Consider the following 23,815-nt stretch of genomic DNA (forward strand, 5'->3'; position numbering starts at 1 on the left):
AAACTGTTAGCACTCTCACTTTAAATTCTTGTTATGTTCCGACTTGCACCGACAGACCTGTTTCAATAGATATTCTATGAGCAATACCGTCGAAATCCGTAACTAATACGCTGTCGTCAGCAAACTCAAAACCCTCTGTGAAAATTTCTGGGCCTGATACCGTCCAGATTTTGTCTCCATTGGATTTTAATCGGCGTATATCTAATTCACCCCAAGAAATTAAACAATCGTACTCACTTACCCAAAAAATACCAAAGCAAGTACCAAAATCAACTTTTTTAACCCAAATAAGTTCTAGTGTGGGAAGCTTAAGAGAATAGACAGAGTCACCTGAAGCAACATAACAAATATCGTCGTTAATGGTGAAAGAGTATTCGTGCACTCCTGTCGCACCGCCAACACCTAAAAATATAACTGATGATTCAGGGCTATTGATATCACCAACGAATAAACCATGTGCTGAAGAATGTCGGTATTTTTTATTTCTACAGAGTTCAACTTCATATGAACGAATATTATCTGTCGAATTGACCGAATAATGAGGCTCGTTTATCAAAGTTACATCAATTCCGTTGAATATTTGCTTCATACTTTCCTAGGTACCAACGCCCAAACACCGGTTTGGTGAAGTTGGCGGCTTTTTGGAATAAAAAGGGGACAGCATTACCAAGTCAGAGTGCTTTGACTTGTTACATGCTGAGCTACACATTTGCCATTTCCTTTAGTTCCGTGAACTTTACTGGTAACGAAGGAATACTAGCCATTGCCATTAATTTTCTCTTTAACTCAGTGTCCATATTACTCGTAGGTTCACGTTCCCTTTTATAGGGGCCACCATGTAAATTCCAGTCAAACACATAAAACCCAAGTTGGGCATAATCAGACCAAACTTCTGAGCATCCCCAATTTGGGGAGTCGAGTCGCTCCGAAATATCGTCATGTTCCGCATAACTTTCAATAACTAGGCAAGGTATTGAGCCTTCACCAGCAGTTGAGAATAAGCCGATTCATACATTCCTCAATAAAAGGTGATTAATTGAAAAGTAAGATTATACTTCAAATTTATTAATTACATGTTTATGGGAAAACGAGTCGTCCTGTAAATTATTTATTTAGTCTTGTAAGCTATATATAAAACTATCTATGCAATTGATTATATTGACATTAGTTTCATGATTCAAGATGAACCTGACTGCCTTTTGACAAATCGAGACTCAGTTTACCAAAATGCCAATAACACTGTATAAAATAATCCTATCTAACAATTTTCTTTATCCATAAATACATAAATATAATCAACTCAGCCGATCAATTTTTCATGATTTAATGTATGGAATAACGATATGAATATATTTTGGGTGAGCAGTTACTTAAGGCATTTAGGGGCAATTTTGAGTTAACTAGGCTAGCTAACTCGTTCGTGGACAAAACCTTGTTATAGCGATAACTCCAACAACGCTTATTAGCATTAGGAAAAGTATCGCTAACTTGAGGTTAACGCCCTGTTAACAGGAAAAATAGTTGGTTAAAATTAGCGACGAAGGAGCAAGGTCAACTGTTTTTTATCCTTGTTTAACAGCTTGTTAGCTTAATATTTAATAATCTAGATCACCACGGTATCTTTCAGTTATTTTATGACCACAGTTTGTACATATTAAATGCAAATCTCTTAGTTCCATAAACCCAGCAGTGCCTCCAGCACCCCAGCCAGCAACAAGTGCAGATATAAACTCTTTGACCTTTGCCTTTCTTCCCATATTGGAATTATTCTGAGGCTTTACTATAACCCCAATATGATCGACCTCTTCATTACATTCTTTGCAAAAACGTTTTTCAGGTTCCATGTTATTCGCTCCAGAATCAATTTTACGGATTTAAGCTAACGCCGCAATAACACGTGCGATCGCCTTAATGACCAAACCAATTATACTTTAAACCAAAAACGATGAGTGTAATAAGTATCGTGTTGATTGCTTTTATACCCGAACTAAAACTGTCCTCAAAACTAGGAAGTAACTAATAATAAAATACTACCTAGAAATGCAGGTATTCCTGATATAAACATAACTAAACCAAATTGATAGTTCTGTCTTTTTTGTTCATGAAAGTCAGACTCAAAATCATGACCTGAAACCATTTTATTGGTTTTATTCGCAGCAAGATCTTGTGACCAATTACGACTTTGGCTACTACCCTCCCAAGTTAACCTAGCAACTCCCCATATAATAATTACGATGAAAAATAGGAAATCCATCAAACTTGTTGAGTTGAAAATCGTAATGTATTGAGAAAGAACAAACACAGTTAAAGCTACTAATAGATTAGTAATAACAACCACTTTAAACAAATTTAGCATAGGTTTCCTTCCTTAACAGGACTCTCGATTTCCCAAATTCATTCACCTCAATAAAGTAGATTAATCAATTGAAGAATAAGATTATACTTCAAATTTATTAATTACATGTTTATGGGAAAACGAGCCATCCTGTAAATTATTTATTTAGTCTTAGTAAGTTATATACGAGGCTAGCTATGTAATTGAGTATATTGACATTAATTCTAGGCTACAAGATAAACCTGACTGCCTTTTGACAAATTGAGACTGCGTTCACCGAAATACCAATAACACTGTATAAAATCAGCCTATCTAGTCTTTTTCATTACACATAAGTAGGATTAACTTAGTTGGTAAATTTTGCATGATAAAATGTATGGCAAATCGATATGAACATATTGTGAGAGAGTAAAAGTTCTAACACACTTTGGGGCATAAGTGAGTTACAAAATAGATAAACCTTCCGCTGCTAAATTTACGCTCAACTAAAACACAGTGAAATCTTAGTTATTCAACAATGCTCGCTACTTCTCACGTTAGCTGCTTGAGATGTCCTTAGCTCATTTTTCAGACTCTCACTGCTGACGTGGTGTTAGTCACGATAACAGGTTTGTGAATGGGCAGTGTTGCGTATCGTGTCTATAGTTATCCATAGAGTAACCTCCTGCATACCCAATGACTTAAATGTAATAACTGTGCGTCTTCAGGGTATCTATAACCCAAGGTTGGAGAATCGTTCATGACAAGCTTTATAGAGTCGACAGATCTATTTGACATGGCTGAACAATATCCATTCAGCGATGTGCACTTCTGGCGAGACCCTGAAACACAATTACAAGCAATCATCGCCATTCATAGTATTCAATTAGGCCCTGCTATTGGTGGCTGTCGAATGGTTAATTACCCTTCAACGCAAGCTGCAGTTAAAGATGTATGCTGCTTAGCGGCGGGTATGAGCTATAAAACAGCAATCAATCGACTGCCTTTTGGTGGGGGGAAAGCGGTTATTATAAAACCTGCACATTTAACGGATCGTAAGGCGTTATTTACGTCGTTTGGTCGCTTTGTCGAAAGTCTAAATGGTCGTTATATTACGGCGATGGACAGTGGTACGACAATAGATGATATGGATATTATCGCCAGCCAAACCAAGCATGTGATGTGTACTACTACCGCTGGATTAGCTTCGGGCGACCCATCTCCACATACGGCGAAAGGCGTTTATTACGGCATCAAAGCGGCTGTGAAGTTTAAGTTACAACTGGAATCGCTTGTTGGCCTTCATATTGCGATTCAAGGGGTGGGCAATGTGGGATATGCCCTCGCTAAGCTACTGCATAATGACGGGGCTAGATTAACAGTAGCTGATCCAAATAAAGAGGCAACGCAGCGGCTTATTAATGAGTTTGACGTAGATGTTGTGGCTGGTGATGAACTTTATGCTGTTCATTGCGATGTCTTTTCACCGTGCGCATTAGGTCAAGTAATTAACACTAATTCTATCGCTAGATTAAATGCCTCTATCATTGCCGGTTCTGCAAACAATCAATTACAAAGTCGCAGCATGATTGATGCGTTGACTGCAAAAGGGATCTTATATGCCCCTGATTATGTCATTAATTCTGGAGGGGTATTACAGATATCCTACTTAAATAACCCCGATGTGTTACAGCGTAAATTAGCGGCGTTATATGGCACATTACTGGATATATTTACCCAAGCAGAGCAACAAAATAGCTCGACGGTTGATGTGGCTAATGGTTTAGCTGAAAAGATACTAACGGAACCATTCGCAGGAGCTAATTATGAATAAAAATACTGTTCAAGCTGAAAATACATTCCGCGTCGGTTATACCCAATACCTTGATGAAACAGGCTGGTTATCAGACTCATTGCAGCAGCTTTCTATCACGGGAGTAAGCAGTGAACTGCTTGTTGAGTTTTACCGTTGGATGTTATTTACCCGTACTTTTGATTGCAAAGCAATTGCGCTGCAACGTACTGGGCGCCTTGGTACTTATGCCTCATGCCTTGGTCAAGAAGCGGTCGGCGCCGCAATTGGTAAAGCGATGCGTGAAGAAGATGTGTTTATTCAAGCATACCGAGAAACGGCCGCGGTACTTATCCGTGGCGTAAAACCGGAAGAAATTTTGATGTATTGGGGAGGGGATGAACGCGGTATGGATTTTCAGGGACCACGAGAGGATATGCCTTGTACCATACCGATTGCGAGTCAATGTTGTCATGCCATTGGTATCAGCTATGCGATGAAGTTACGGAAAGAGCCGCGTGTTGCTGTCGTTGTTTGTGGTGACGGAGCAACATCCAAAGGTGATTTTTATGAATCGATTAATGCAGCAGGCGTGTGGCAGCTCCCCGTTGTCTTTATTATCAACAATAATCAATGGGCCATCTCTCTGCCGCGGGATGAACAATCGAGTTGTGAAACGCTAGCGCAAAAAGCCATTGCAGGCGGTATCAGTTGCGAGCAAGTTGATGGTAATGATGTTATTGCTTGTTATATCAAAATTAAGGAGGCTATCGACAGAGCGAGGAAAGGCAAAGGCCCTTACTTGATTGAAACTATTTCTTATCGCTTATCCGACCATACTACCGCTGATGATGCGTCTCGATATCGTGATGAGGATAACGTCGGGGAGGCTTGGCTGAAAGAACCCATGACACGGCTACGCAGTTTACTATTAGATGAATTTATTATTGATCACACAGGCATAGAGCAGCTAGAAAAAGAGTGCAGTGACGAAATTGGTGCTGCTGTGGCGCGTTATCTTGCCATCCCGCCCGCGTCGCCAATTGCGATGTTTGAATACTTGTATGAAACCTTGCCCGACCATTATTTAGACCAATTAGAACAAGTCAGAAACTCAAGTTCGCAGGGAGGTGAAGAATGAAAGACATGACTCTCATTGATGCTGTCAATAACGCCTTGTTTGATGCAATGGCAGAAGATAAAAATGTCATCTTATTGGGTGAGGATATCGGTGCTAATGGCGGTGTGTTTCGCGCGACGGAAGGACTACAGTCTGAGTTTGGTCGTGAACGCGTTATTGATACCCCGTTAGCGGAATCACTCATTAGCGGTATGGCAATCGGTTTAGCGGTACAAGGCATGAAACCCGTGGTTGAAATTCAATTTATGGGCTTTATTTATGCCGCGTTCGATCAGTTTTTATGTCATGCAGGGCGAATGCGCAATCGTACGCGTGGTCGCTTAACTTGTCCTATGGTATTGCGTGCGCCTTATGGCGGTGGGATCCATGCGCCAGAGCATCACAGTGAAAGTACTGAAGCTATCTTTGCGCATCTTCCTGGTATACGTGTAGTAATCCCATCTTCTCCTGCACGTGCTTATGGTTTATTGCTTGCAGCTATCCGCGATCCCGACCCTGTGGTGTTTTTAGAGCCAAAGCGTATTTATCGATTACAAACTGAATCCGTCGAAAATAATGGTAAAGCACTACCGTTAGATGTGTGTTTTACTCTGCGTGAAGGCTCAGACGTGACTTTAATTAGTTGGGGGGCGATGTTATATGAAACATTGCAGGCTGCGGATCAGTTAGCAGAACGCAATATATCTGCTGAAGTTATCGATCTTGCTACGATTAAACCGATTGATAAAAGCACAATATTAAGTTCAATTGAAAAAACGGGTCGCTGTGTGATCATATCAGAAGCAGCGCGCAGTGGTGGTGTCGCATCAGAGATTGCGGCCATTATTGCAGAGGAAGGGTTGATGACGTTATTGGCACCCGTCATGAGAGTAAGTGGTTATGACACCATTATGCCTCTGGCTAAAATGGAAAAATATTATATGCCGAGCGTTGAGAGAGTTATTTCCACCGTTAATAAAGTCATGGAGTTCTGATGCATATATTCAAATTACCTGATTTAGGGGAAGGGCTACCCGAAGCTGAAATTGTTGAATGGTTTATAAAACCCGGTGATGTGGTAGCGGCAGACCAGTTAATGGTATCGATGGAAACAGCAAAGGCAATTGTTGAGATCCCGTGTCCAGAGTCCGCTACTGTAGTGAAACTGTATGGGCAAAGCGGTGATATTATTCATACAGGTGATCCGCTTGTTGAGTTCTCAGAAAAGGGCGTGACATTAGCGAGTAAAGCAGAAGACAAAATCGAACAGGCTAAAGTGTCGACATCTGTGGTGGGAGAGTTGCATACATCTGAGACTAAGTTAAAAGAGACAGCGCAATCGGTATCGGGGAGTAGTATTGGGGTAAAAGCAACCCCTGCGGTACGGGCATTAGCGCATAGATATCATATTGATTTAGCGATTGTGACCCCGTCTGGAGCACACTGTACTATTACAGCCGCAGATGTAGAGCGTGTAGTCAAAATATTTGCGGACGTAGGTGAGTTAGTGCCATTGAAAGGTGTGCGTCGCAGTATGGCAAAAGCGATGACGCAAGCACATGCTGAAGTGGTGCCAGTGACAATACATGATGATGCAAATATTACGACTTGGTTTACTCAAGGTGATATCACAGTCCGACTGATTCGTGCAATGGCGCTCGCCTGCGAAGCTGAACCAACATTGAATGCTTGGTATGACAGTCATTCGATTGGTCGTCGTATTATTAAATCGATGCACCTAGGTTTGGCTGTTGATACTCAAGATGGTTTATTTGTGCCAGTGATCAGAGATGCACAAAACTATAGCGCTGAGGCGATGCGCGACAAAATTAATACCATCAAAGAATTGGTATCACAACGTAAAATTGCGGCCGATGATTTACGTGGCAATACCATTACCTTGTCTAACTTTGGCAGTATGGCGGGTAAATATGCCAATCCTATCGTTATGCCTCCTACTGTTGCAATCTTAGGCACCGGGCGATTATTTCAACAGCTGGCCTATATGAAAGTGGGTGATGGGAAGCGTCAAGTTGTTGAGCGTACCTTATTACCTTTGTCTTTAACCTTTGATCATCGCTCTATTACGGGTGGTGAAGCAGCGCGGTTTTTAGCGGTGTTAATGACTGATTTAGCCTTGGATAGTTAATACAGCAACTAGGTAACGCCACCTTTATGACAGTATTTAATGGAGTGGAGAGTAATGAAAACGATTTCAACCAAGTTTCCTTTGCGTATTTTAACTGCGACCTGTTTATTTGACGGCCACGATGCTGCGATTAATATTGTGCGGCGGTTACTGCAAGCGCGGGGAGTTGAAGTCATACACTTAGGCATAAACCGCTCAGTTCATGATGTTGTCACCGCGGCATTACAAGAAGATGTTGATGCTATCGCAATGAGCTCTTATCAGGGGGGGCATAATGCTTATTTTAGTTACTTATTATCGAGTCTTGCTGACGCTGGGGCTAAGCCCGCTATATTTGTTGGTGGTGGCGCGACTATCACAGCTGATGAAGCAAGGGTATTAGAAGAACAAGGCGTTACGCGTGTTTATACCAGTGCGGATGTACTTTGTTTAGACGAAATGATCAGCGATTTATTACAACACTTAGTCGCGGTTGAACCCAAAAAACAAGTAAAATTTAATGTAAAAAAATTAGATGCTGAACTTGTAACTGATATGTATTTGGGGCAATTAATCACGGCTATAGAGCAGGGTCAACTAAAAAGTTCAAGTCGTGTTACAGCGACTTCTACTACGTCCGCTAAAAAATCCTTGGTGGTGGGGATCACAGGAACGGGTGGGGCGGGAAAAAGCACGTTTAGTGATGAATTATTACGTGCGTTATTGCAGCTCTATCCTGACATTAACATTGCGTATTTAGCTGTGGATCCCAGTTGGCAAAAAACCGGAGGTGCCTTGTTAGGTGACCGTATTCGCATTAATACTTTGCCACATGACCGCTTGTTCATGCGTTCTATTGCCACGCGACAAGCGAATGTATCGGTGAGCCAGTCATTGCAAACTTGTGTGCCAATGTTAATAAATCAAGGTTTTGACCTTGTGTTAATTGAAACTGCGGGGATTGGTCAAAGTGATAGTGCGATTGTTGATATGGTGGATTTAAGTCTTTACTTAATGACCAAGGATTATGGCGCTAGCAGTCAATTAGAAAAAATTGAAATGTTACAATTTGCCGATGTTGTGGTGTTGAATAAAGCAGATCAGCAAGGGAGTGAGGATGCGTACAATGATATTCAACAGCAATGGCGTTTTAACCAGCAGCAAGAACTAGCTTCGAATGGCAAATTACCTATTTTCCCCGTTGTTGCCAGCCATTATAACGATCATGGTTTTAGTCGTTTTATGGCATTTTTGATGACGAAGCTGTGTTTTATACCAGAGGCTGGTTTAAAGTCGTATTACCAACAAATACTGACAACATATCCTCACTATGATTGGACGTTAACAGAAAGTCGGTTACAGCTGCAAACGCCAGATTATCTCACCGCTATTTGTAACCATTATGTACAAGTCACAGATCAAAATCAGCAGCAAATAGAACAAGTACGTCAACTGCATAGTTGTTATCAAATGTTAAGTGACCTCGGAGACCCTTGTTTACCTTCTAAGTTAGGCCGCTATCCACAAGCTGATTTAGAGAGTGATATCAATGTGGATAGTTTCTTAGTGACAGATGCGTCTTTGAAGGTGTTATTACCACCGTTACGGTTACGTTATAACAAATTACTTGCGCAGATAACTGTACCACTTAGGCATGCACTATTGGCTTGGTTTAGAGATGATGAAGAGTTAGCGTTAAAGCGCATTGAGGAAGGGGTTGATACTATCAGTTCTCATCAAACCTATGGTGAGCATAAAGACCATTTTGTTAGCTTAAGTGGTACCGTGATCCCACATGTAGCCAGACCAAACGAAAATCACTGGGATAACATTACGGCATTTCTGCTTAATGAGAATATCCCTGGTCACTTTCCTTATACCGCGGGTGTATTTCCAACACGACACAATGATGAAGACCCGACGCGGATGTTTGCGGGAGAAGGTTTACCCGAAGATACCAACAAACGTTTTCATTATTTAATTAAAGGCCAAAAGTCGATTCGGTTATCGACGGCATTTGATCCTAATACCTTGTATGGACACGATCCTGCTGTAAACCCAGATATTTGTGCCTGTATTGGTATGTCGGGCGTGTCTATTGCAACGCTTGATGATATGAAAGTATTGTATTCAGGCATTGATTTGTGTGATACCGGTACTTCGGTATCAATGACAATTAATGGTCCTGCGCCGATACTGATGGCTTGGTTTTTACATACTGCAATTGATCAGCAAGTTGAGTCATATTTAACGCAAGCGAACTTATGGTTAACAGCCAATAAAAAAATTAAATCTTATTTTTCATCTTGCGGTATTACGGCCAAGAAAAGACCTGTTTATCGTGGGGCCCTGCCTGAGGGGCATAATGGCTTAGGGCTCGCACTATTAGGTATTTCAGGACAAGTATTAATGGTTGAATTGCTTGGATTGGAGGATGAATACATAACGCTTAAACAGGCCACTTACAATAAAGTCAGAGGAACATTACAAGCTGATATTTTGAAAGAAGAAATTGCTCAGAATGAGTGTATTTTTTCATTGGACTTTGCGCTTCAATTAATGGCTGATATGCAGAGCTATTTTAGTGCGAATGCTATCGTTAAATTTTATCCCGTGTCGGTTAGTGGCTATCATATTGGTGAAGCGGGAGCTAATCCAATAACCCAATTAGCTTTTACATTGGCCAATGGATTTACTTTGCTCGAATATTATTTAGCGCAGGGATTGAAGATAAACGAAGTGGCGCCAAGGCTCAGTTTCTTTTTTAGTAATGGTATGGATCCTGAATATGCAGTGATAGGGCGGGTTGCACGGCGAGTATGGGCTCGCACATTAAAATCAGTTTATAACGGTAATGATCGCAGTCAAAAATTGAAATATCATATTCAAACATCGGGGCGCAGCTTACAATCGAAAGAGATCGATTTAAATGATATTCGTACCAGCTTACAAGCAATCTATGCACTTTGTGATAATTGCAATAGTTTGCACACGAATGCTTATGACGAAACAATTACAACACCAACAGAGAACTCTGTTTATCGTGCGTTATCGATTCAATCTATTATTAATCGTGAATTTGGATTAAATAAAAATCAAAACCCACTACAAGGCAGTTATGCCATTGAACTATTAACCGATCTTGTCGAAGAAGCTGTGTATTCTGAATTCAATCGGTTAGCGAGACGTGGTGGTGTGTTAGGGGCGATTGAAACGGGGTATCAACGCGCTCAAATCCAACAGCAAAGTATGTATTATGAGAAATTAAAAAGTACAGATAAATTTGATATGGTCGGGGTTAATTGCATGTCTAGAAGTCATGGACAGCGAGATCAAAGCGATGCGACAAAAATGAGTGAGAAACAGTTAGTACGTTGCCCAGAGGCAAAGAAAAGACAGCAAATTGAGGCTGTATCACAATTCCATAAACAGCATAAGGAACGCAGTGAGTGTGCATTGGTTTCGATGAAAGTAGCGCTATTATCAAAGAATAATAGTTTTGAAGCATTAATGAATGCAGCACCTACCGCTAGTTTGTCTCAACTGGTGCATATTCTATATTTAGTCGGTGGTAAATACCGTCGAAATATGTAGGTAATCGATAAACACTTGCATATTTGGTCACTATCATTTGAGTCTCGTTATTCACTAAAATCGGCTTTAGTCATTTTAATACATATGTTTTAAACCCTAATATGAAAAGCAATGTTGTTTGTTTTATTGTGTGACACGTTTCAAATGAAAGCTTGCATTGTTGTTTTTTTATGTTACATTGGTCACATCTTCTCGAGAAGATAGACAAATGCTCAAAGGATGAGTCCGTTAAACCGCCTCCAAGGAACCGAGATCAACCGAACCATTTGGTTCGATTTTTGATAAATGATTTAGAAGGTGACCCTTATGAAAAACTCAGTACCTACAACCCCTGTTTTCGGTGATTTATATAACACAAAATTCACTTACCCAAGACACATAGGTTACTAATTCCTAGGAATTAAGAATTTGACGCCATCTATTTATAGATGGCGTTTTAGTTTCTAATATTCGACGCCTGTCCGTTATACTCCCATTTCTAACCGTTTTATTTCTCCAATTTCATATACCTTAGTATTTATTATTTTTCGCTACTCTTGTCCTACACCAGTTTTAAATCTATACACTGAAATCGTCAGTATAATTCGTATGGCTATGTCTTACTTATGTGTTTTTAACTTTATTTTCAATTGGTTATGTTTATTTTTGTAGTCTATTTTTTTTAACCCCGCATTCTGCTGTAATTCTGGTTATACTGGTTAGCTAAAATTCGAGTTACGATCAGGAATTGATCGTTTAGTCTTTAAACAGAGGAGTGTTGTTTTGACTCAGTTTCGTCCTTGTATTGATTTACACCAAGGTAAAGTAAAACAAATTGTTGGTGGCAGCTTGAATGATCAAGGTGCTGCGACTAATTTTATCAGTCAATATGACGCGGCGTATTATGCCGATATTTATCGTCAACATGATTTACGCGGTGGTCATGTGATTGCATTAGGCCCAAATAATGAAACAGAAGTGCTAAAAGCATTAAAAGCATGGCCTCAAGGGTTACAATTTGGTGGTGGTGTTAACTTGACCAATGCTACCAAATATATAGCAGCTGGCGCATCTCATGTCATTGTTACATCATATCTGTTTGATGGTGATGAGTTTAGTTGGGAAAAACTAGCGCAATTAAAAGCATTAATTGGAAAAGAGCATTTAATTTTAGATCTGAGTTGTAGAAAAACAGCGCAGGGTTGGAATATTGCAACTAACCGTTGGCAGACAATCACGAGCACAATCATAAATGCAGACACATTAACGCAACTTTCTGAGCATTGTGCTGAGTTTTTGATTCATGCTGCTGATGTTGAAGGGTTGCAAAATGGTATAGATCAAGAGCTTGTTACTTTACTCGGTCGGCATACGACAATACCGGTGACTTATGCTGGTGGTGCTCGTAGTATTGATGATCTTGTTTTAGTCGATCAATTATCAAAGGGTAAAGTTGATTTAACAATCGGCAGTGCGTTAGACATATTTGGCGGTTCTGGTATTACATTACAGCAGTGTATTGATTGGAATCAGAGTCATTAATACTGACTAATCCAGTTGGCTTTATGGCATTTTTTCATAAAGCCATTTAAATAATGGCTCAACATTATTTAAACTTTCATCATAATTAATCATTTTTGTCATAGAACATCCACATAATCCATTTCATATATATTATCAAAATATTCTAAATAACAATTAAAACAAAGGTTTCTACAATGAAATGGAATTTTACTCGTCGTGACTTTCTTGCTACGTCAGCAAAAGGTGTTGGTATCGCAATTCTTTCAAATGGCTTAGTTGCTTGTACGGTTGAAGATGATATTGAACGCTATAATTTAGTTGAAATTGATTCTCAGTTCAAACATGGGGTTGCCAGTGGAGACCCGACACAGTCAGCCGTTATTATTTGGACTCGACTTAGCCCTGAACAAGAAAATACATCTAGTAATGATGTGGCTCGAGTGGCTTGGGAAGTTGCTCTAGACGAATCATTCAACCAATTAGTTACGACTGGTGAAACGCTAACGGATGAATCAAAAGATTTTACTGTTAAAGTAGATGCAATGGGTTTAGAAGCAAATACACGTTATTACTATCGCTTTACTGCTCGTGATCAAGTATCTATGACAGGTACAACAAAAACATTACCTGAAGGCCGAGTTGAGCAAGTAAAACTCGCGGTCTTTTCTTGCGCCAACTATCCTGCTGGTCATTTTAATGTTTATGACTTAGCTGCACAGCAAGACGATATTGATGCTGTATTGCATTTAGGTGATTATATTTATGAATATAGCCGTGATGGTTATGCAAGTAATAATGCCGATGCGTTAAATCGTCAAGTATTACCTGCTGGTGAGCTACTGACATTAGAAGATTATCGTATTCGTTACGGTCAATACCGAAGTGACGCTAAACTGCATGGACTGCATCGTAAAGTACCATTTATAACTGTATGGGATGATCATGAAGTTGCTAACGATACGTGGAAGGACGGGGCTGAAAACCATAACAAAGGTGAAGGTGATTTTGAGGTTCGTAAAATGGCTGCATTACAAGCCTATTTTGAATGGTTACCAATCCGACCATGGTTCGAAGGTAATAATTTAGAAATCTACCGTTCCTTCCAATTTGGCGATTTACTTGACTTACACATGTTAGACACTCGTGTTTTAGCACGTGATAAGCAGTTAAATCATGCAGATTACTTCTTCCCAAATAACGACATTATCCACAACGGCTTGCCAGAACGTTTTGATGAAATTAAATTCAAAGGCGATGCAATGAACAGCAATAGAACATTGCTTGGTAAACCGCAGCTCAGCTGGCTACAAAATAAGCTTGAAACATCAAGTTCGCGCTGGCAGTTACTTGGGCAACAAGTATTAATGGGGAAGTTGCATCTATCGGCATCTGTTGTTAATAAGCACCTTAGTTTTGTGCAGTTCATCGAAATTAACAAACTGGTAGAATTGGAAGCTCGTAAGCAAGCTAACGATGTGACTCTAAAACGCCGTGAAATAGCTTATTTAAAACTTAATCAGCACAAACTGACTAAAGAAAACAAAGCGTTAATTAAGATGCCATCAATCCCATTGAATCTTGATGCTTGGGATGGTTATGCTTATGAGCGCGAAGAAATTTTGGCTACAGCAAAAGCAAGCAATAGCAATCTTGTTGTTGTTGCAGGCGATACACATAATGCATGGGGAAGTGATCTAAAAGATGAGCAAGGTGACGCTGTCGGTGTTGAGTTTGCTACAGCATCTGTATCATCACCCGGCATGGAGTACTATTTACAAATTGCTGAAGTATTCCAAAATGAAGTGCAAGATGCTGTTGTTGGTTTGGTTGAAAGCCTAAGATACACTAACCTACGTGATCGTGGTTTCATGACTCTTACATTCACAGAAGAGCAAGTACGTACTGACTGGCGTTACGTTAATACGGTGTTATCAGGTGACTATTTCGAGGACACTGATAAGAATTACAGTGCACTTTGTCATCACGATGAGCGACAAATTATCCCTGTGTTAGCAAGTTAGCATTTGATTAAATACGATTAGAATTCTCACGATAAAGCAGTATCAATTAACAATGATGCTGCTTTTTATGTCATAGATGTAAGTTTACAACGATTAAAACCAAACAATATTTTATTTTTAGATGTAATTACAAGGTAATGTGTGAGGAATATCAATTTTCATTGTTATTCATTGAATCTCATATAAAAACATCTTTATAATTGTATTTATATACAATAATATGCCATTTCAGTTTTGTTTTGTGGTTTATTATGAGTGGTATCAAAGTTTCAGTGGATCGTATTCAAGTGGGTAATTACGTTAAATTGCCTTTAGGTTGGTGTGATCATCCCTTTATGTTCAATAATTTCAAAATTGATACTCAAGAAAAATTGCTACTTATTCGCCAGCTTGGCATCGCGCACGTGACTGTTTACCCACAACGCAGTGATAGTGGCTTATTACCCCCTCAACAGTTAAACGCTGAACCACAAGCTGAGAGCTCTGATATGCTTGATATTGAGCATATTAGGCGTGAGTTATGGGAAGATAAACAGGAAAAAATTGAAAAGTTAAAAAGCCATCGTCGTAAAATAATCAAAACAGAAAAGAACTTTCAATCAGCCATGATCCAAGTGCGTTCAGTTATGGGTAAGCTGTCTAGTCGACCCCTTAATGCGATTGATGAGGCTGAGCAACTCATCGGTGATATGGTTGATTCTCTGTTAAAAGAAGAACATATCGTTTTACATTTAATGAGTGAAACCAAAGAAAATGAAAATATTTATTACCATTCATTAAATGTATCAGTGCTTGCAATGCTTGTCGCCAAGATGAAAAATTTAGATGCCGATTCCATTAAGATCATTGGTATGGGCGCGTTGTTTCATGATATGGGTAAATTGAAAGTCCCCCCGCAAATATTACGAAAAAAGACAGAACTCACTACCGCGGAGCAAAATTTTTTAAAGTTGCATCCTAAATATGGACTAGACCTTGTTAATTTAGTGAATACATTTCCTGAAGCTGCAAAGGCTATTATTGCGCAACATCATGAATTATTAGATGGTAGTGGTTATCCAAAAGGGTTGAAAGGCGCTGATATAGACCCATTTACTCAACTTGTTAGTGTCGTGAATAAATACGATACGCTTTGTCACCCGAATGATATAAGGAAAGCACGAGTACCGTCTAATGCATTATCTTGGCTATATAAAAATAGCGCGAAGAAGTATAATCAAAGTGACTTAAAACTGTTAGTTAAGGTGTTGGGGATTTATCCTCCTGGCAGTGTTGTCCGATTATCAAATGAGCAGATAGGAATGGTACTGTCAGTGAATTCGGAACGATTATTATACCCTAATATATTGATTTATGATGCAGAAGTACCTCGTGCAGAAGCCCCGATCATTGATCTTGAAGAACGTGAACTGTCGATTACAGGTGTTATTAAACCGGATAAATTGCCAGAACATATTTATGAATACTTAAACCCGAGAAGTCGTATTAACTATTATTTTGAAAATACGCAAAATAATAATTAATAGGTTTATAATTAGAACGTTTACACTATAATTACAACCAGCTTAATCTTAAAGGTGTCCAGTTTTGAATACGCAACAACGTGGTTTTACTCTTATCGAATTAGTCATTGTTATTATTATTCTTGGGATATTATCTGCTACCGCAGTGCCCCGGTTTTTGAATTTAGCTGATGATGCAGATATAGCTGTTGTTGAAGGCACGGCTGGCGCGTTGAAAAGTGCTGTTAACCTAGCCCACAGTAAATGGATTATAATGGGTTCACCAACTGATATTACATCAAATGATGATGTACAGTTGTATGGTGCGGGTGCTGAAGGCACAATTGACTTTAACGCTGCTGGTTGGCCAGCACAAAACTATCCTGATCCAGATACCTCTCCAATTAAAACTGATAATGTAGATGACTGTGTGTCGTTATGGAATTCGATCTTGAATACAGGTAGTGATAAGGTTGATAAAACTAAAACGAGTAAACCATTTATTGTGTACAACATTAGAGATAATCTAGGTATTTGTTTGTATAAATGGAGTGATAATGAGGCTTTATACATCCGCTATGATACTAATACTGGTAGCGTAACTACTTTCCCTTAAAAAATAATAGCGATTCATCGCCAGTGATGAATCGTTATTATCTCATTTTAAAATTATTACTCAGGTTGATTTAGACGCCAATCATATTTAAAATAGATATTCCCTGGATCTTGCTGAAATAATATCAACGCTTGTTTTAATTCAGGTCTTGCATAACGTTTGAAATGTTCAATCAGAGCCTGCTGATTATCCCCGAAATCTTCTGAATACCATTTGTAAATACTCGAAACTTCTAAATCGTCGTCTTTAATTGAAACCCCCCTTGGATGATTGATATAAGCATAGGCGCCCGCAGTTAATAGTTGCTCGGTATTACCTGCCATAAATGCAGTGGCAGATAAATTTGGGCAACCATAACTTGCACAGTTTACGGCATAATGGATACGCGGATCTTTCCAAATAGGGCGTAGTATTTCATGTTCTATATCATTTAAGCTGAGCGTTTGACCATTGATTGTCACCGCATCATCATCCCAAGGGCCAAATGAAAAGAAACGACCTCCTAGTTTAGTGATGGACTTTACAGGGGAGTTATCGAGTATCAGCTGTATTGTCCGTGCGTTATATAAATTTATCCAGTAGGCTTGTTGCTGTGCTTTAGTGTGTTGCAGGGGGTTGATGTTTTGCAGTTGAAGGAGATATTGGTTGAGAATTTCTGTGTCGGCATCTGTCACGTTTTTGTAATTAAACAAGTTAATCGCGATATTATCTTTATCCACTATTAAATAGCGATTTAAAATATATTGCCATTGACTGTGGTCGATATCCTGCGATGTTACTTCATTACTTTTATCCCAGTAGACCGTCGTTGTAGCCATAACATTAATAGAGTTGAAGCCACCAAATAATATGATTAGTAGCCCAATAACTATACGTATTTGTGGTATTAATAATTTTAAATTATGAGTCACATTGATACCTGTTTTTGTATTTATGTTAATAGCATTAATTCCATTTTATAGGGTTAATTATAGCTCAATAGTATTGGGCTATGACATTTATACGCTGGAATCGTAGTTTATATTTACTTTATTATTTAGTCATTTAATGACATTGTTTTACGTTTTTTTACTGTTTTCGCCATATACACATGGGCGGTTTTTGGCTATCTTGCGCACTTCATATTTTTACTAATAAATATTTATTATTGTTTGGAGTGTTAGTGGTTTATAAGAGTATCTGTTTCTCGTTGTTGTCTTCGGCATTACTCGTGACAAGCAAGGTTAATGCAGAAGATGTTGTTAATATAATGACTGAAAATAATGGGATGGAAAGATCTGCGTTTGATACTAAAGTTGCAGTAGTCCCTCTAGTTATATCAACTGAAAGATTGGGTGCTGCACTTGGTGTATCAGGAGTAATAAAACATGCTGGGCAGCCACAAGCATCAATATTTGGTCTTGGTTTATACAGTAATAACCACAGTAATATTAGTTTTATCTCATTTAATAATTATACATTACCTAATGTAAAACAATGGCTGTTTTCAGCTGAATATTATCGTGGTGACTTTAAATCGGGGATATATTTTCTGCCTACGGCAAAGACGCCTGAAGATACCTTGTTGACTGATGAAATAATCGCTGAAGGTGTTGAATCATCTCTCCGTGTGAATGCAAGATACGTATTACCATGGGGGAGAGGTGTTAATGGGGCCGCGCGTAGCCTTGTTCGCCAACGTAATGAAGTCGGGGCTAATCCACTTGAATTTGGTGTTACAAGTATTAATATCACCCCGTTTAAACAAACGAGAGATGTGGCAGGTTATGGTTATTTACCAGATATTTCACAAGGGTTAGAGTTACAATTTGATTGGGATAATCGCGATAGTATTGGTGATACGACGTCGGGTAGCCAAACTCGATTTACTGTGCGGCGTGACTTTGGTGATGATGACCGTAATAGCTGGACTACATGGCAATTAGATCAAAGCGCTTATGTTCCTTTTGACGAAAATATGTTGTTTAAAGAACAAGTATTGGCATTTAACTATTATCTTGCAGATACACCAACATGGAATAGCGGTTCGGAGGTTGATCAAAAACATCGCCCCCCTTCTTTTTCGGGTATCAAACTGGGTGGTTTTAATCGATTACGTGGTTATTTACCAGGACAGTTTCATAGCCGAAGTGCCGTTATGTATAGTGCCGAATACCGAGTAAAACCACATTGGCAACCATTACATCATTTACCATTTTATAATTTTCCTTGGTGGCAATGGTCTGCATTCGTTGAAGCTGGTCAGGTTTCAGATACTTTTGATTTAGTAGAATTAAACAGAGACTTGAAATTGACTGCTGGTTTAGGGTTACGATTTAACGCTGAAGGTGTGGTTGTACGTATTGATTACGCACAAAGTGAATCAGATAAACAATTATGGTTTATGGTTAATCAACCATTCTAGCGGAAAAATAATAAAGCCGTCACAGTGTGCAATTTAATCGAGTACTGTCACGGCTTTTTAGGAAGAACAATCAGATGTTATTTTTTAAACATTGATTTTAAATCAGCGAATGGATTATAAGTTGCTGATTCTTGATTATTATCACCAGCTTCAACTTCAGTCGCGTACTGATCATGTTCAGTATATTTAGAATGCTCATTGTCATGGCAATATAAGCAAAGTAATTCCCAGTTACTACCGTCATTCGGGTTGTTACTGTGGTCATTATCCATGTGGTGAACAGTTAACTCTCTTAAGTTAGAATAAACAAACTCGCGGGTACATCGGCCGCATATCCATGGGAATAACTTAAGTGCTTTTTCGCGATAACCTTGTTCCATGCGCTTATACGTTACGCTGGTTCCTAAAGTATCTGATGACATAATTGTTCATCCATAATTATAAAAAGGTTATTGTAAAAGTATATCTAACACTGATCAATAGCTTATTTTAGTCTGCTCTAGGCTACCGGATTAAAACTGGATCAGGTAAAATATGTGCAATTCAAATTACTAGTATCCAATCTTACTTATGTCAGTTTCAAAAATAGATTCAACGGCTCTTAAATATCTGTCAGCCTATTCAGGCCAAGTTCAAAGTAAAGTAAAGCTGATGTTAGAAAAAGACACGCTAGGTCAATTTTTATTAACGAAGTATCCGAGCACACATTCAATTACCAGTGACAAAAAATTACGTGAATTTGTCATGGATCTGAAGAATAGCTATTTAAAGAAATCATCGCCTATCAGTAAAATCATTTATGATCCTAAAATTCATGTGGTGAATAACGCACTTGGTTTACATACTTTTGTATCGCGGGTGCAGGGCAATAAATTAAAGAGTAAGAATGAGATTCGCATTAGCGAAATGTTTAGACGCTGCCCAGAACCTTTCTTGCAGATGATCACGGTACACGAACTGGCGCACGTAAGAGAAAAGAATCACGACAAAGCCTTCTACAAGCTTTGTGAGCATATGTTACCTGATTATCATCAGTTCGAGTTTGAAATGCGTTTGTATTTAACACAGGTTGAATTTAGAGGCGAGATCTATTAGCTAAGCGGACTCTCTGAGTAAGTGGCTCGATCAAGCCTGCGAAATATTGAGTTACAGTTACTTCATTACCACTTTACCTCCCACCATTTTATAAGCGGGTGTACCTCGAATTAACGTATCTCTTGCAAAGACTTGCCCACACTTAGGACAAGTGCAAGGGGTTTCACAATAGTCGGTCACGATCCGCTCTTTAAAGCATTTAACGAGACTACCTTTTCCGCCTTTACGGTATTTAAACAGCAGTGTTTTACATTTTTTGCATGATACTTCAACTGTTTGAGTTGGGCCTTTTTTATTCGGTTTTGCCATTTAAATTTTTCGTATATGAAAGAGACTACAGTTTACACGCTTCTGGTTCATCGACAAATCAATAAGCATTCATTTTATATTCTTATAATTATATTTCATGCATTGACTTTAGTGCTATATATGAGCCGTGTTGTACTTGATTTCATTATGTTTGTAGTTCAGGATAAGTGATTAGATTAATAAAGGTTATTTCCTCAATGTCGGCGTCGCATAAAACAAAAAAAACCTCGAATAACGTCAAACTTTGGATTATAAGCCTGTTTATTCTTGTCCTATTAAGTGTCGCGATCATGTTTACATACCGCGAACGCATTATCATGAAGATTAGCAATCATTTCTCAATTCCTTACGGTGTTAAAGTTGCACAGTTACATGGATTAACGATTAAATTTGATATGCAACAGCCTTTTTTTATCGATAAAATTATGCTTGAGCAAGTTAAGCTAGATGTCGATTATTTGCAATTTGAGCAATCAATAAAGGGTGGGAGTAGCGATGAAATTGAGAATCAAGTAGTGACTGTCGCCCCTATATTACCGGCGTTACCGGATTGGATACCCGATCTTCATATTAAAAATGTAACCGTGCAGGGCACTAATCTACCTCCTTTAACTGAAGTATCAAAAGCACAAAGTCTATCTTTATCGAATTTAAATTGGGAACAGCTTGATCTTAACGTGGTTGTTTTTAAAGAGGTGGGTTTCAGATATGCCGATAGTAATGCTGAATTTGGGTTTTCAGTGTGGCTGCAAGATCAGCGCTTATTACTCGCTAAGCTTAACTACGTATTACAAGATACCAAGAATACAGATAACCAGAACTTACTTAAAGTGCAACTGAGCACGGACTTAAGCAAACTTAGTGCAAGCGTTAACCCTATTTTACCAGCGTTTAATACCGAATTTGATGGTATTGCAACGCTTGATGTAAACGTCGACTTACAGCAGATGGAACGTATTTCCTTAAGGTTCTCATTGGTTGATGGTGCCGTGAGTGATGACAAGCAAAAGCTTATAGATAATGCTGACCTTGTTGTCGATACGGAGTTGGTACTGGATGATAAAGGGTGGTTGCCTGAACTCGTTAATTTGAACATCACTGACATTGCTCCTATCACGCTGACAGCAAAAACGTGCGCGTCGTTTACTGCATTATTGAGTGTGGACAAAAGTGTTTGTCAGCCGTTTAGCAACAACGTATCACCAACACTCGTACCTATAGTGATCACGCCAGAATTACCTCTATCTTTACAGGTAGGGATACAAGAACACGATATTACTCGTTGGAAAGTAGAGGCCAAGCAAGCTGCGATTAAGGTTATGATGTCTAATAATAGCTTGGCTGTAAAAGCGGATACGCTATTGTTGACACCAGAATCCTGGCAGAGTAGTTGGTCGTTAGCTATTATAACAAATAGCAGTTATTTCAGTGATTTGAATGTGCCGTTCCAAGTGACATCCAAAGGTCACGTAGAAGTTAAGCCCACGGATACATCGATAAGCACCAAGCTCATCGTTAATAGTGCAACATTAACCGCACATAAATTTAAATATTCAGATATGTCGAGTGAGAATATCAAGGTTTCTTTACTTGACGCTATGACGGTGAATATTGAAAAAAATAGCGTATTACCGTTCGACTTTTCTTTATCAACTGTGTCATTCAATAACCAGTATCAGCGCGAATATAAGATAGATAGATTTACGGCGCAGCATCGGGGACACTTTAATTCCCAAGCTTTGAGCGTGAACTCAGATTGGCAGTTAGATGATGTGGTAATGAAAAGTACAAATACCGCTACGCTATTAAATTTAACGCCGTACAAAATTGCAGGGTATTGGCTATACCCTCAGCAAGTAATGCCTTCTTTAGTCACTGATAAATACCCTTTACCCGTAGGCTTGTACCTACCTGGGTTGGTGGAAAATAGGCTTGATTATCAGCTGATGTTAGAGGAACAACATAGTTATTTAACCGCAAGTATGTCGGGCAAGATAACAGCCAATAGCAGTACTTTTAATGATATAACTGCCACGGATATTAATGCGAATTGGCGTTGTAAGATTGAGGCCGACAAACCTGATTTAGTGGCATCTTTAAATACCGATTGCCTTATTAACAGCAATGTTACATCTGTTGATATGGGGCTTGTTGCTACCAATGTTAATTTTACTGGCTTGGTGAGATTTGCTAATGAACAGTTGCAAGTGGTGATTGATAACGCCTCAGCAAATGTGTTTTCTGGTACAGTGTCATTGTCACCATTGTTAATTACCGATTTTGATCATATTGTAGGTCAAGTGCGTGTTCGTAATCTATCTTTACCTGAGGTAATTGAATTATATCAAGTTCCTGGTGTTAAAGTGACAGGGTTATTAAAAGCGGATTTACCTTTTGTAGCTAAAGGTCGCGCAGTATCAATAATAGATGGCACGATAGAGCAGCAAGGTATCGGTGGGGTGATTCAAATAAAGGATAACGCCACAATAGATCAGTTAAAGTTAACACAACCGCAATTGCTTTATGCTTTAGAGCTGTTAGAAAACTTGCATTATGATAGTTTACACAGTGATGTGAATTTTAAGCCGAGCGGAGAGACTAAATTAACGATTAATATCAAAGGGCGGAACCCTAGCGTTGAACGCCCAATTGAATTTAATTATTCCCACGAAGAAAATATATTGCAGCTATTTCGTAGTTTAAGAATTAATGATGCGATGTATGGTGCGCTTGATAAAATGAATAACCCATAAGGATATAATATGAAAGCACTGTTATTTAGTGCAAGTTTACTTGTACTTATTGCTGGTTGTACGCCAACAGTACAACTTGCCGTTCCCGATAAACCAATTGTGATTAATTTAAATGTAAAAATTGATCACGAGATTAAAGTGAAAGTAGATAAAGAGCTAGATGATGTGTTTAGCGATGATGAGTTATTCTAGTCAAACGGAGATTACAATGAGAAGAATTTTTTCAACCTTGATTATTTTAGTCGCTATGTCATTTTCGGTACAGGCGATTGATTTACAAGACGCAAAGAAATCAGGATTAGTTGGTGAGCAAACTAATGGTTACCTTGGCGCTGTGAAACCAAGCAGTGAAGTGAATGCATTAGTTAAAACCGTAAATGATAAGCGAAAAGCTAAATATCAAGAGTTAGCAACCAAGCATAACGTGTCGGTTAAGGCTATTTCTGTACGAGCAGCGAAAAAAGCAATGTCGTTGACAGAAAAAGGCCAGTTTATTGAATCTTCTCCAGGTCAATGGAAGAAGAAGTAATACACGTTTAAAATATACTAAGCTGGTATAAAGTATAATTCGGTTAAAGTGATAAGCCTCATTGTGAAATGTTTTGATAACATGGCAGTGGGGCTTTTTCTTTATAAAACATATTCTTGTAGCTAACTGTATTGC

The 23,815-nt window shown here is 38.8% G+C and carries 20 protein-coding genes; 14 read left to right on the forward strand and 6 right to left on the reverse strand.

The window, feature by feature from the left end; genetic code table 11:
- Window positions 1-31 precede the first annotated feature (31 nt).
- From BT797_RS06875 to BT797_RS06885, 3 genes are all read right to left on the reverse strand, one after another.
- Complete coding sequence (locus tag BT797_RS06875) at window positions 32-589, reverse strand: hypothetical protein (protein WP_052678296.1); 558 nt, start codon at window positions 587-589, stop codon at window positions 32-34.
- 1,006 nt (window positions 590-1,595) lie between these two features.
- Window positions 1,596-1,844: a hypothetical protein gene (locus BT797_RS06880; RefSeq protein ID WP_045110053.1), complete on the reverse strand. Its 249-nt coding sequence runs from the start codon at window positions 1,842-1,844 to the stop codon at window positions 1,596-1,598.
- Between the two features lie 161 nt (window positions 1,845-2,005).
- Window positions 2,006-2,356 (reverse strand): hypothetical protein, encoded by a 351-nt coding sequence (locus tag BT797_RS06885; protein WP_045110054.1) that lies wholly within the window; start codon window positions 2,354-2,356, stop codon window positions 2,006-2,008.
- Between the two features lie 718 nt (window positions 2,357-3,074).
- Here BT797_RS06885 and BT797_RS06890 point away from each other — a divergent pair.
- From BT797_RS06890 to BT797_RS06930, 9 genes are all read left to right on the forward strand, one after another.
- Complete coding sequence (locus tag BT797_RS06890) at window positions 3,075-4,148, forward strand: Leu/Phe/Val dehydrogenase (RefSeq protein WP_075471421.1); 1,074 nt, start codon at window positions 3,075-3,077, stop codon at window positions 4,146-4,148.
- Window positions 4,141-5,247: a pyruvate dehydrogenase (acetyl-transferring) E1 component subunit alpha gene (gene pdhA / locus BT797_RS06895; RefSeq protein WP_075471423.1), complete on the forward strand. Its 1,107-nt coding sequence runs from the start codon at window positions 4,141-4,143 to the stop codon at window positions 5,245-5,247. Before BT797_RS06890 ends, pdhA begins: the two co-directional genes overlap by 8 nt.
- The gene (locus tag BT797_RS06900) at window positions 5,244-6,221 is read left to right on the forward strand and encodes an alpha-ketoacid dehydrogenase subunit beta (protein ID WP_075471425.1); all 978 of its coding nucleotides are present in this window, start codon (window positions 5,244-5,246) and stop codon (window positions 6,219-6,221) included. The genes pdhA and BT797_RS06900 overlap by 4 nt, the downstream gene beginning before the upstream one ends.
- Window positions 6,221-7,375 (forward strand): dihydrolipoamide acetyltransferase family protein, encoded by a 1,155-nt coding sequence (locus tag BT797_RS06905; RefSeq protein ID WP_075471427.1) that lies wholly within the window; start codon window positions 6,221-6,223, stop codon window positions 7,373-7,375. Before BT797_RS06900 ends, BT797_RS06905 begins: the two co-directional genes overlap by 1 nt.
- A 54-nt stretch (window positions 7,376-7,429) precedes the next feature.
- Window positions 7,430-10,948, forward strand: coding sequence for a methylmalonyl-CoA mutase family protein (locus BT797_RS06910; protein WP_075471429.1), 3,519 nt, complete (start codon window positions 7,430-7,432; stop codon window positions 10,946-10,948).
- Window positions 10,949-11,710: 762 nt separating this feature from the next.
- Complete coding sequence (gene hisA / locus BT797_RS06915) at window positions 11,711-12,469, forward strand: phosphoribosylformimino-5-aminoimidazole carboxamide ribotide isomerase (protein WP_075471431.1); 759 nt, start codon at window positions 11,711-11,713, stop codon at window positions 12,467-12,469.
- A gap of 176 nt (window positions 12,470-12,645) precedes the next feature.
- Complete coding sequence (locus tag BT797_RS06920; protein WP_075471433.1) at window positions 12,646-14,472, forward strand: alkaline phosphatase D family protein; 1,827 nt, start codon at window positions 12,646-12,648, stop codon at window positions 14,470-14,472.
- 251 nt (window positions 14,473-14,723) lie between these two features.
- Window positions 14,724-15,995 (forward strand): cyclic di-GMP phosphodiesterase, encoded by a 1,272-nt coding sequence (locus tag BT797_RS06925; protein ID WP_045110062.1) that lies wholly within the window; start codon window positions 14,724-14,726, stop codon window positions 15,993-15,995.
- Between the two features lie 64 nt (window positions 15,996-16,059).
- The gene (locus BT797_RS06930) at window positions 16,060-16,590 is read left to right on the forward strand and encodes a prepilin-type N-terminal cleavage/methylation domain-containing protein (protein ID WP_075471435.1); all 531 of its coding nucleotides are present in this window, start codon (window positions 16,060-16,062) and stop codon (window positions 16,588-16,590) included.
- A 56-nt stretch (window positions 16,591-16,646) separates the two neighbouring features.
- Here BT797_RS06930 and BT797_RS06935 read toward each other — a convergent pair whose 3' ends face one another.
- On the reverse strand, window positions 16,647-17,501 hold the full coding sequence (locus BT797_RS06935) for a DUF547 domain-containing protein (RefSeq protein WP_244534289.1): 855 nt from the start codon (window positions 17,499-17,501) through the stop codon (window positions 16,647-16,649).
- Between the two features lie 251 nt (window positions 17,502-17,752).
- Between BT797_RS06935 and BT797_RS06940 the strand changes: the two genes are divergently transcribed.
- Window positions 17,753-18,994, forward strand: a complete 1,242-nt coding sequence (locus BT797_RS06940) for a BamA/TamA family outer membrane protein (RefSeq protein ID WP_075471436.1) — start codon at window positions 17,753-17,755, stop codon at window positions 18,992-18,994.
- Between the two features lie 77 nt (window positions 18,995-19,071).
- Here BT797_RS06940 and BT797_RS06945 read toward each other — a convergent pair whose 3' ends face one another.
- Entirely contained in the window at window positions 19,072-19,416 is a 345-nt protein-coding gene (locus BT797_RS06945; RefSeq protein WP_075471438.1) for a YajD family HNH nuclease, read from the reverse strand.
- 148 nt (window positions 19,417-19,564) lie between these two features.
- Here BT797_RS06945 and BT797_RS06950 point away from each other — a divergent pair, with 148 nt between their 5' ends.
- Window positions 19,565-20,089 carry a M48 metallopeptidase family protein gene (locus BT797_RS06950; protein WP_075471440.1) on the forward strand — a complete coding sequence of 175 codons (525 nt, stop codon included), beginning with the start codon at window positions 19,565-19,567 and terminating at the stop codon, window positions 20,087-20,089.
- A 57-nt stretch (window positions 20,090-20,146) separates the two neighbouring features.
- Here BT797_RS06950 and BT797_RS06955 read toward each other — a convergent pair whose 3' ends face one another.
- A complete protein-coding gene (locus tag BT797_RS06955) occupies window positions 20,147-20,398 on the reverse strand; it encodes a hypothetical protein (RefSeq protein WP_045110067.1) in 252 nt (83 codons plus the stop codon).
- A gap of 197 nt (window positions 20,399-20,595) precedes the next feature.
- Here BT797_RS06955 and BT797_RS06960 point away from each other — a divergent pair, with 197 nt between their 5' ends.
- Genes BT797_RS06960 through BT797_RS06970 form a run of 3 tightly spaced genes read left to right on the forward strand, consistent with a single transcriptional unit; the run spans window position 20,596 to window position 23,680 of the window.
- A complete protein-coding gene (locus BT797_RS06960; RefSeq protein WP_075471441.1) occupies window positions 20,596-23,151 on the forward strand; it encodes an intermembrane phospholipid transport YdbH family protein in 2,556 nt (851 codons plus the stop codon).
- Between the two features lie 9 nt (window positions 23,152-23,160).
- Complete coding sequence (locus BT797_RS06965) at window positions 23,161-23,343, forward strand: YnbE family lipoprotein (protein WP_017219822.1); 183 nt, start codon at window positions 23,161-23,163, stop codon at window positions 23,341-23,343.
- 16 nt (window positions 23,344-23,359) lie between these two features.
- Complete coding sequence (locus BT797_RS06970) at window positions 23,360-23,680, forward strand: YdbL family probable chaperone protein (RefSeq protein WP_045110069.1); 321 nt, start codon at window positions 23,360-23,362, stop codon at window positions 23,678-23,680.
- Window positions 23,681-23,815 lie beyond the last annotated feature (135 nt).

Origin of the sequence: Moritella viscosa, assembly GCF_900120065.1 — a bacterium.
GTDB lineage: Bacteria > Pseudomonadota > Gammaproteobacteria > Enterobacterales > Moritellaceae > Moritella > Moritella viscosa.

Coding starts and splice junctions, on each gene's coding strand:
- BT797_RS06890 (WP_075471421.1), top strand. CDS start 3,075: ATGACAAGCTTTATAGAGTCGACAGATCTATTTGACATGGCTGAACAA.
- BT797_RS06885 (WP_045110054.1), bottom strand. CDS start 2,356: ATGCTAAATTTGTTTAAAGTGGTTGTTATTACTAATCTATTAGTAGCT.
- BT797_RS06960 (WP_075471441.1), top strand. CDS start 20,596: ATGTCGGCGTCGCATAAAACAAAAAAAACCTCGAATAACGTCAAACTT.
- BT797_RS06970 (WP_045110069.1), top strand. CDS start 23,360: ATGAGAAGAATTTTTTCAACCTTGATTATTTTAGTCGCTATGTCATTT.
- BT797_RS06925 (WP_045110062.1), top strand. CDS start 14,724: ATGAGTGGTATCAAAGTTTCAGTGGATCGTATTCAAGTGGGTAATTAC.
- BT797_RS06945 (WP_075471438.1), bottom strand. CDS start 19,416: ATGTCATCAGATACTTTAGGAACCAGCGTAACGTATAAGCGCATGGAA.
- BT797_RS06965 (WP_017219822.1), top strand. CDS start 23,161: ATGAAAGCACTGTTATTTAGTGCAAGTTTACTTGTACTTATTGCTGGT.
- BT797_RS06900 (WP_075471425.1), top strand. CDS start 5,244: ATGAAAGACATGACTCTCATTGATGCTGTCAATAACGCCTTGTTTGAT.
- BT797_RS06920 (WP_075471433.1), top strand. CDS start 12,646: ATGAAATGGAATTTTACTCGTCGTGACTTTCTTGCTACGTCAGCAAAA.
- BT797_RS06880 (WP_045110053.1), bottom strand. CDS start 1,844: ATGGAACCTGAAAAACGTTTTTGCAAAGAATGTAATGAAGAGGTCGAT.
- pdhA (WP_075471423.1), top strand. CDS start 4,141: ATGAATAAAAATACTGTTCAAGCTGAAAATACATTCCGCGTCGGTTAT.
- BT797_RS06955 (WP_045110067.1), bottom strand. CDS start 20,398: ATGGCAAAACCGAATAAAAAAGGCCCAACTCAAACAGTTGAAGTATCA.
- BT797_RS06950 (WP_075471440.1), top strand. CDS start 19,565: ATGTCAGTTTCAAAAATAGATTCAACGGCTCTTAAATATCTGTCAGCC.
- BT797_RS06875 (WP_052678296.1), bottom strand. CDS start 589: ATGAAGCAAATATTCAACGGAATTGATGTAACTTTGATAAACGAGCCT.
- BT797_RS06905 (WP_075471427.1), top strand. CDS start 6,221: ATGCATATATTCAAATTACCTGATTTAGGGGAAGGGCTACCCGAAGCT.
- BT797_RS06910 (WP_075471429.1), top strand. CDS start 7,430: ATGAAAACGATTTCAACCAAGTTTCCTTTGCGTATTTTAACTGCGACC.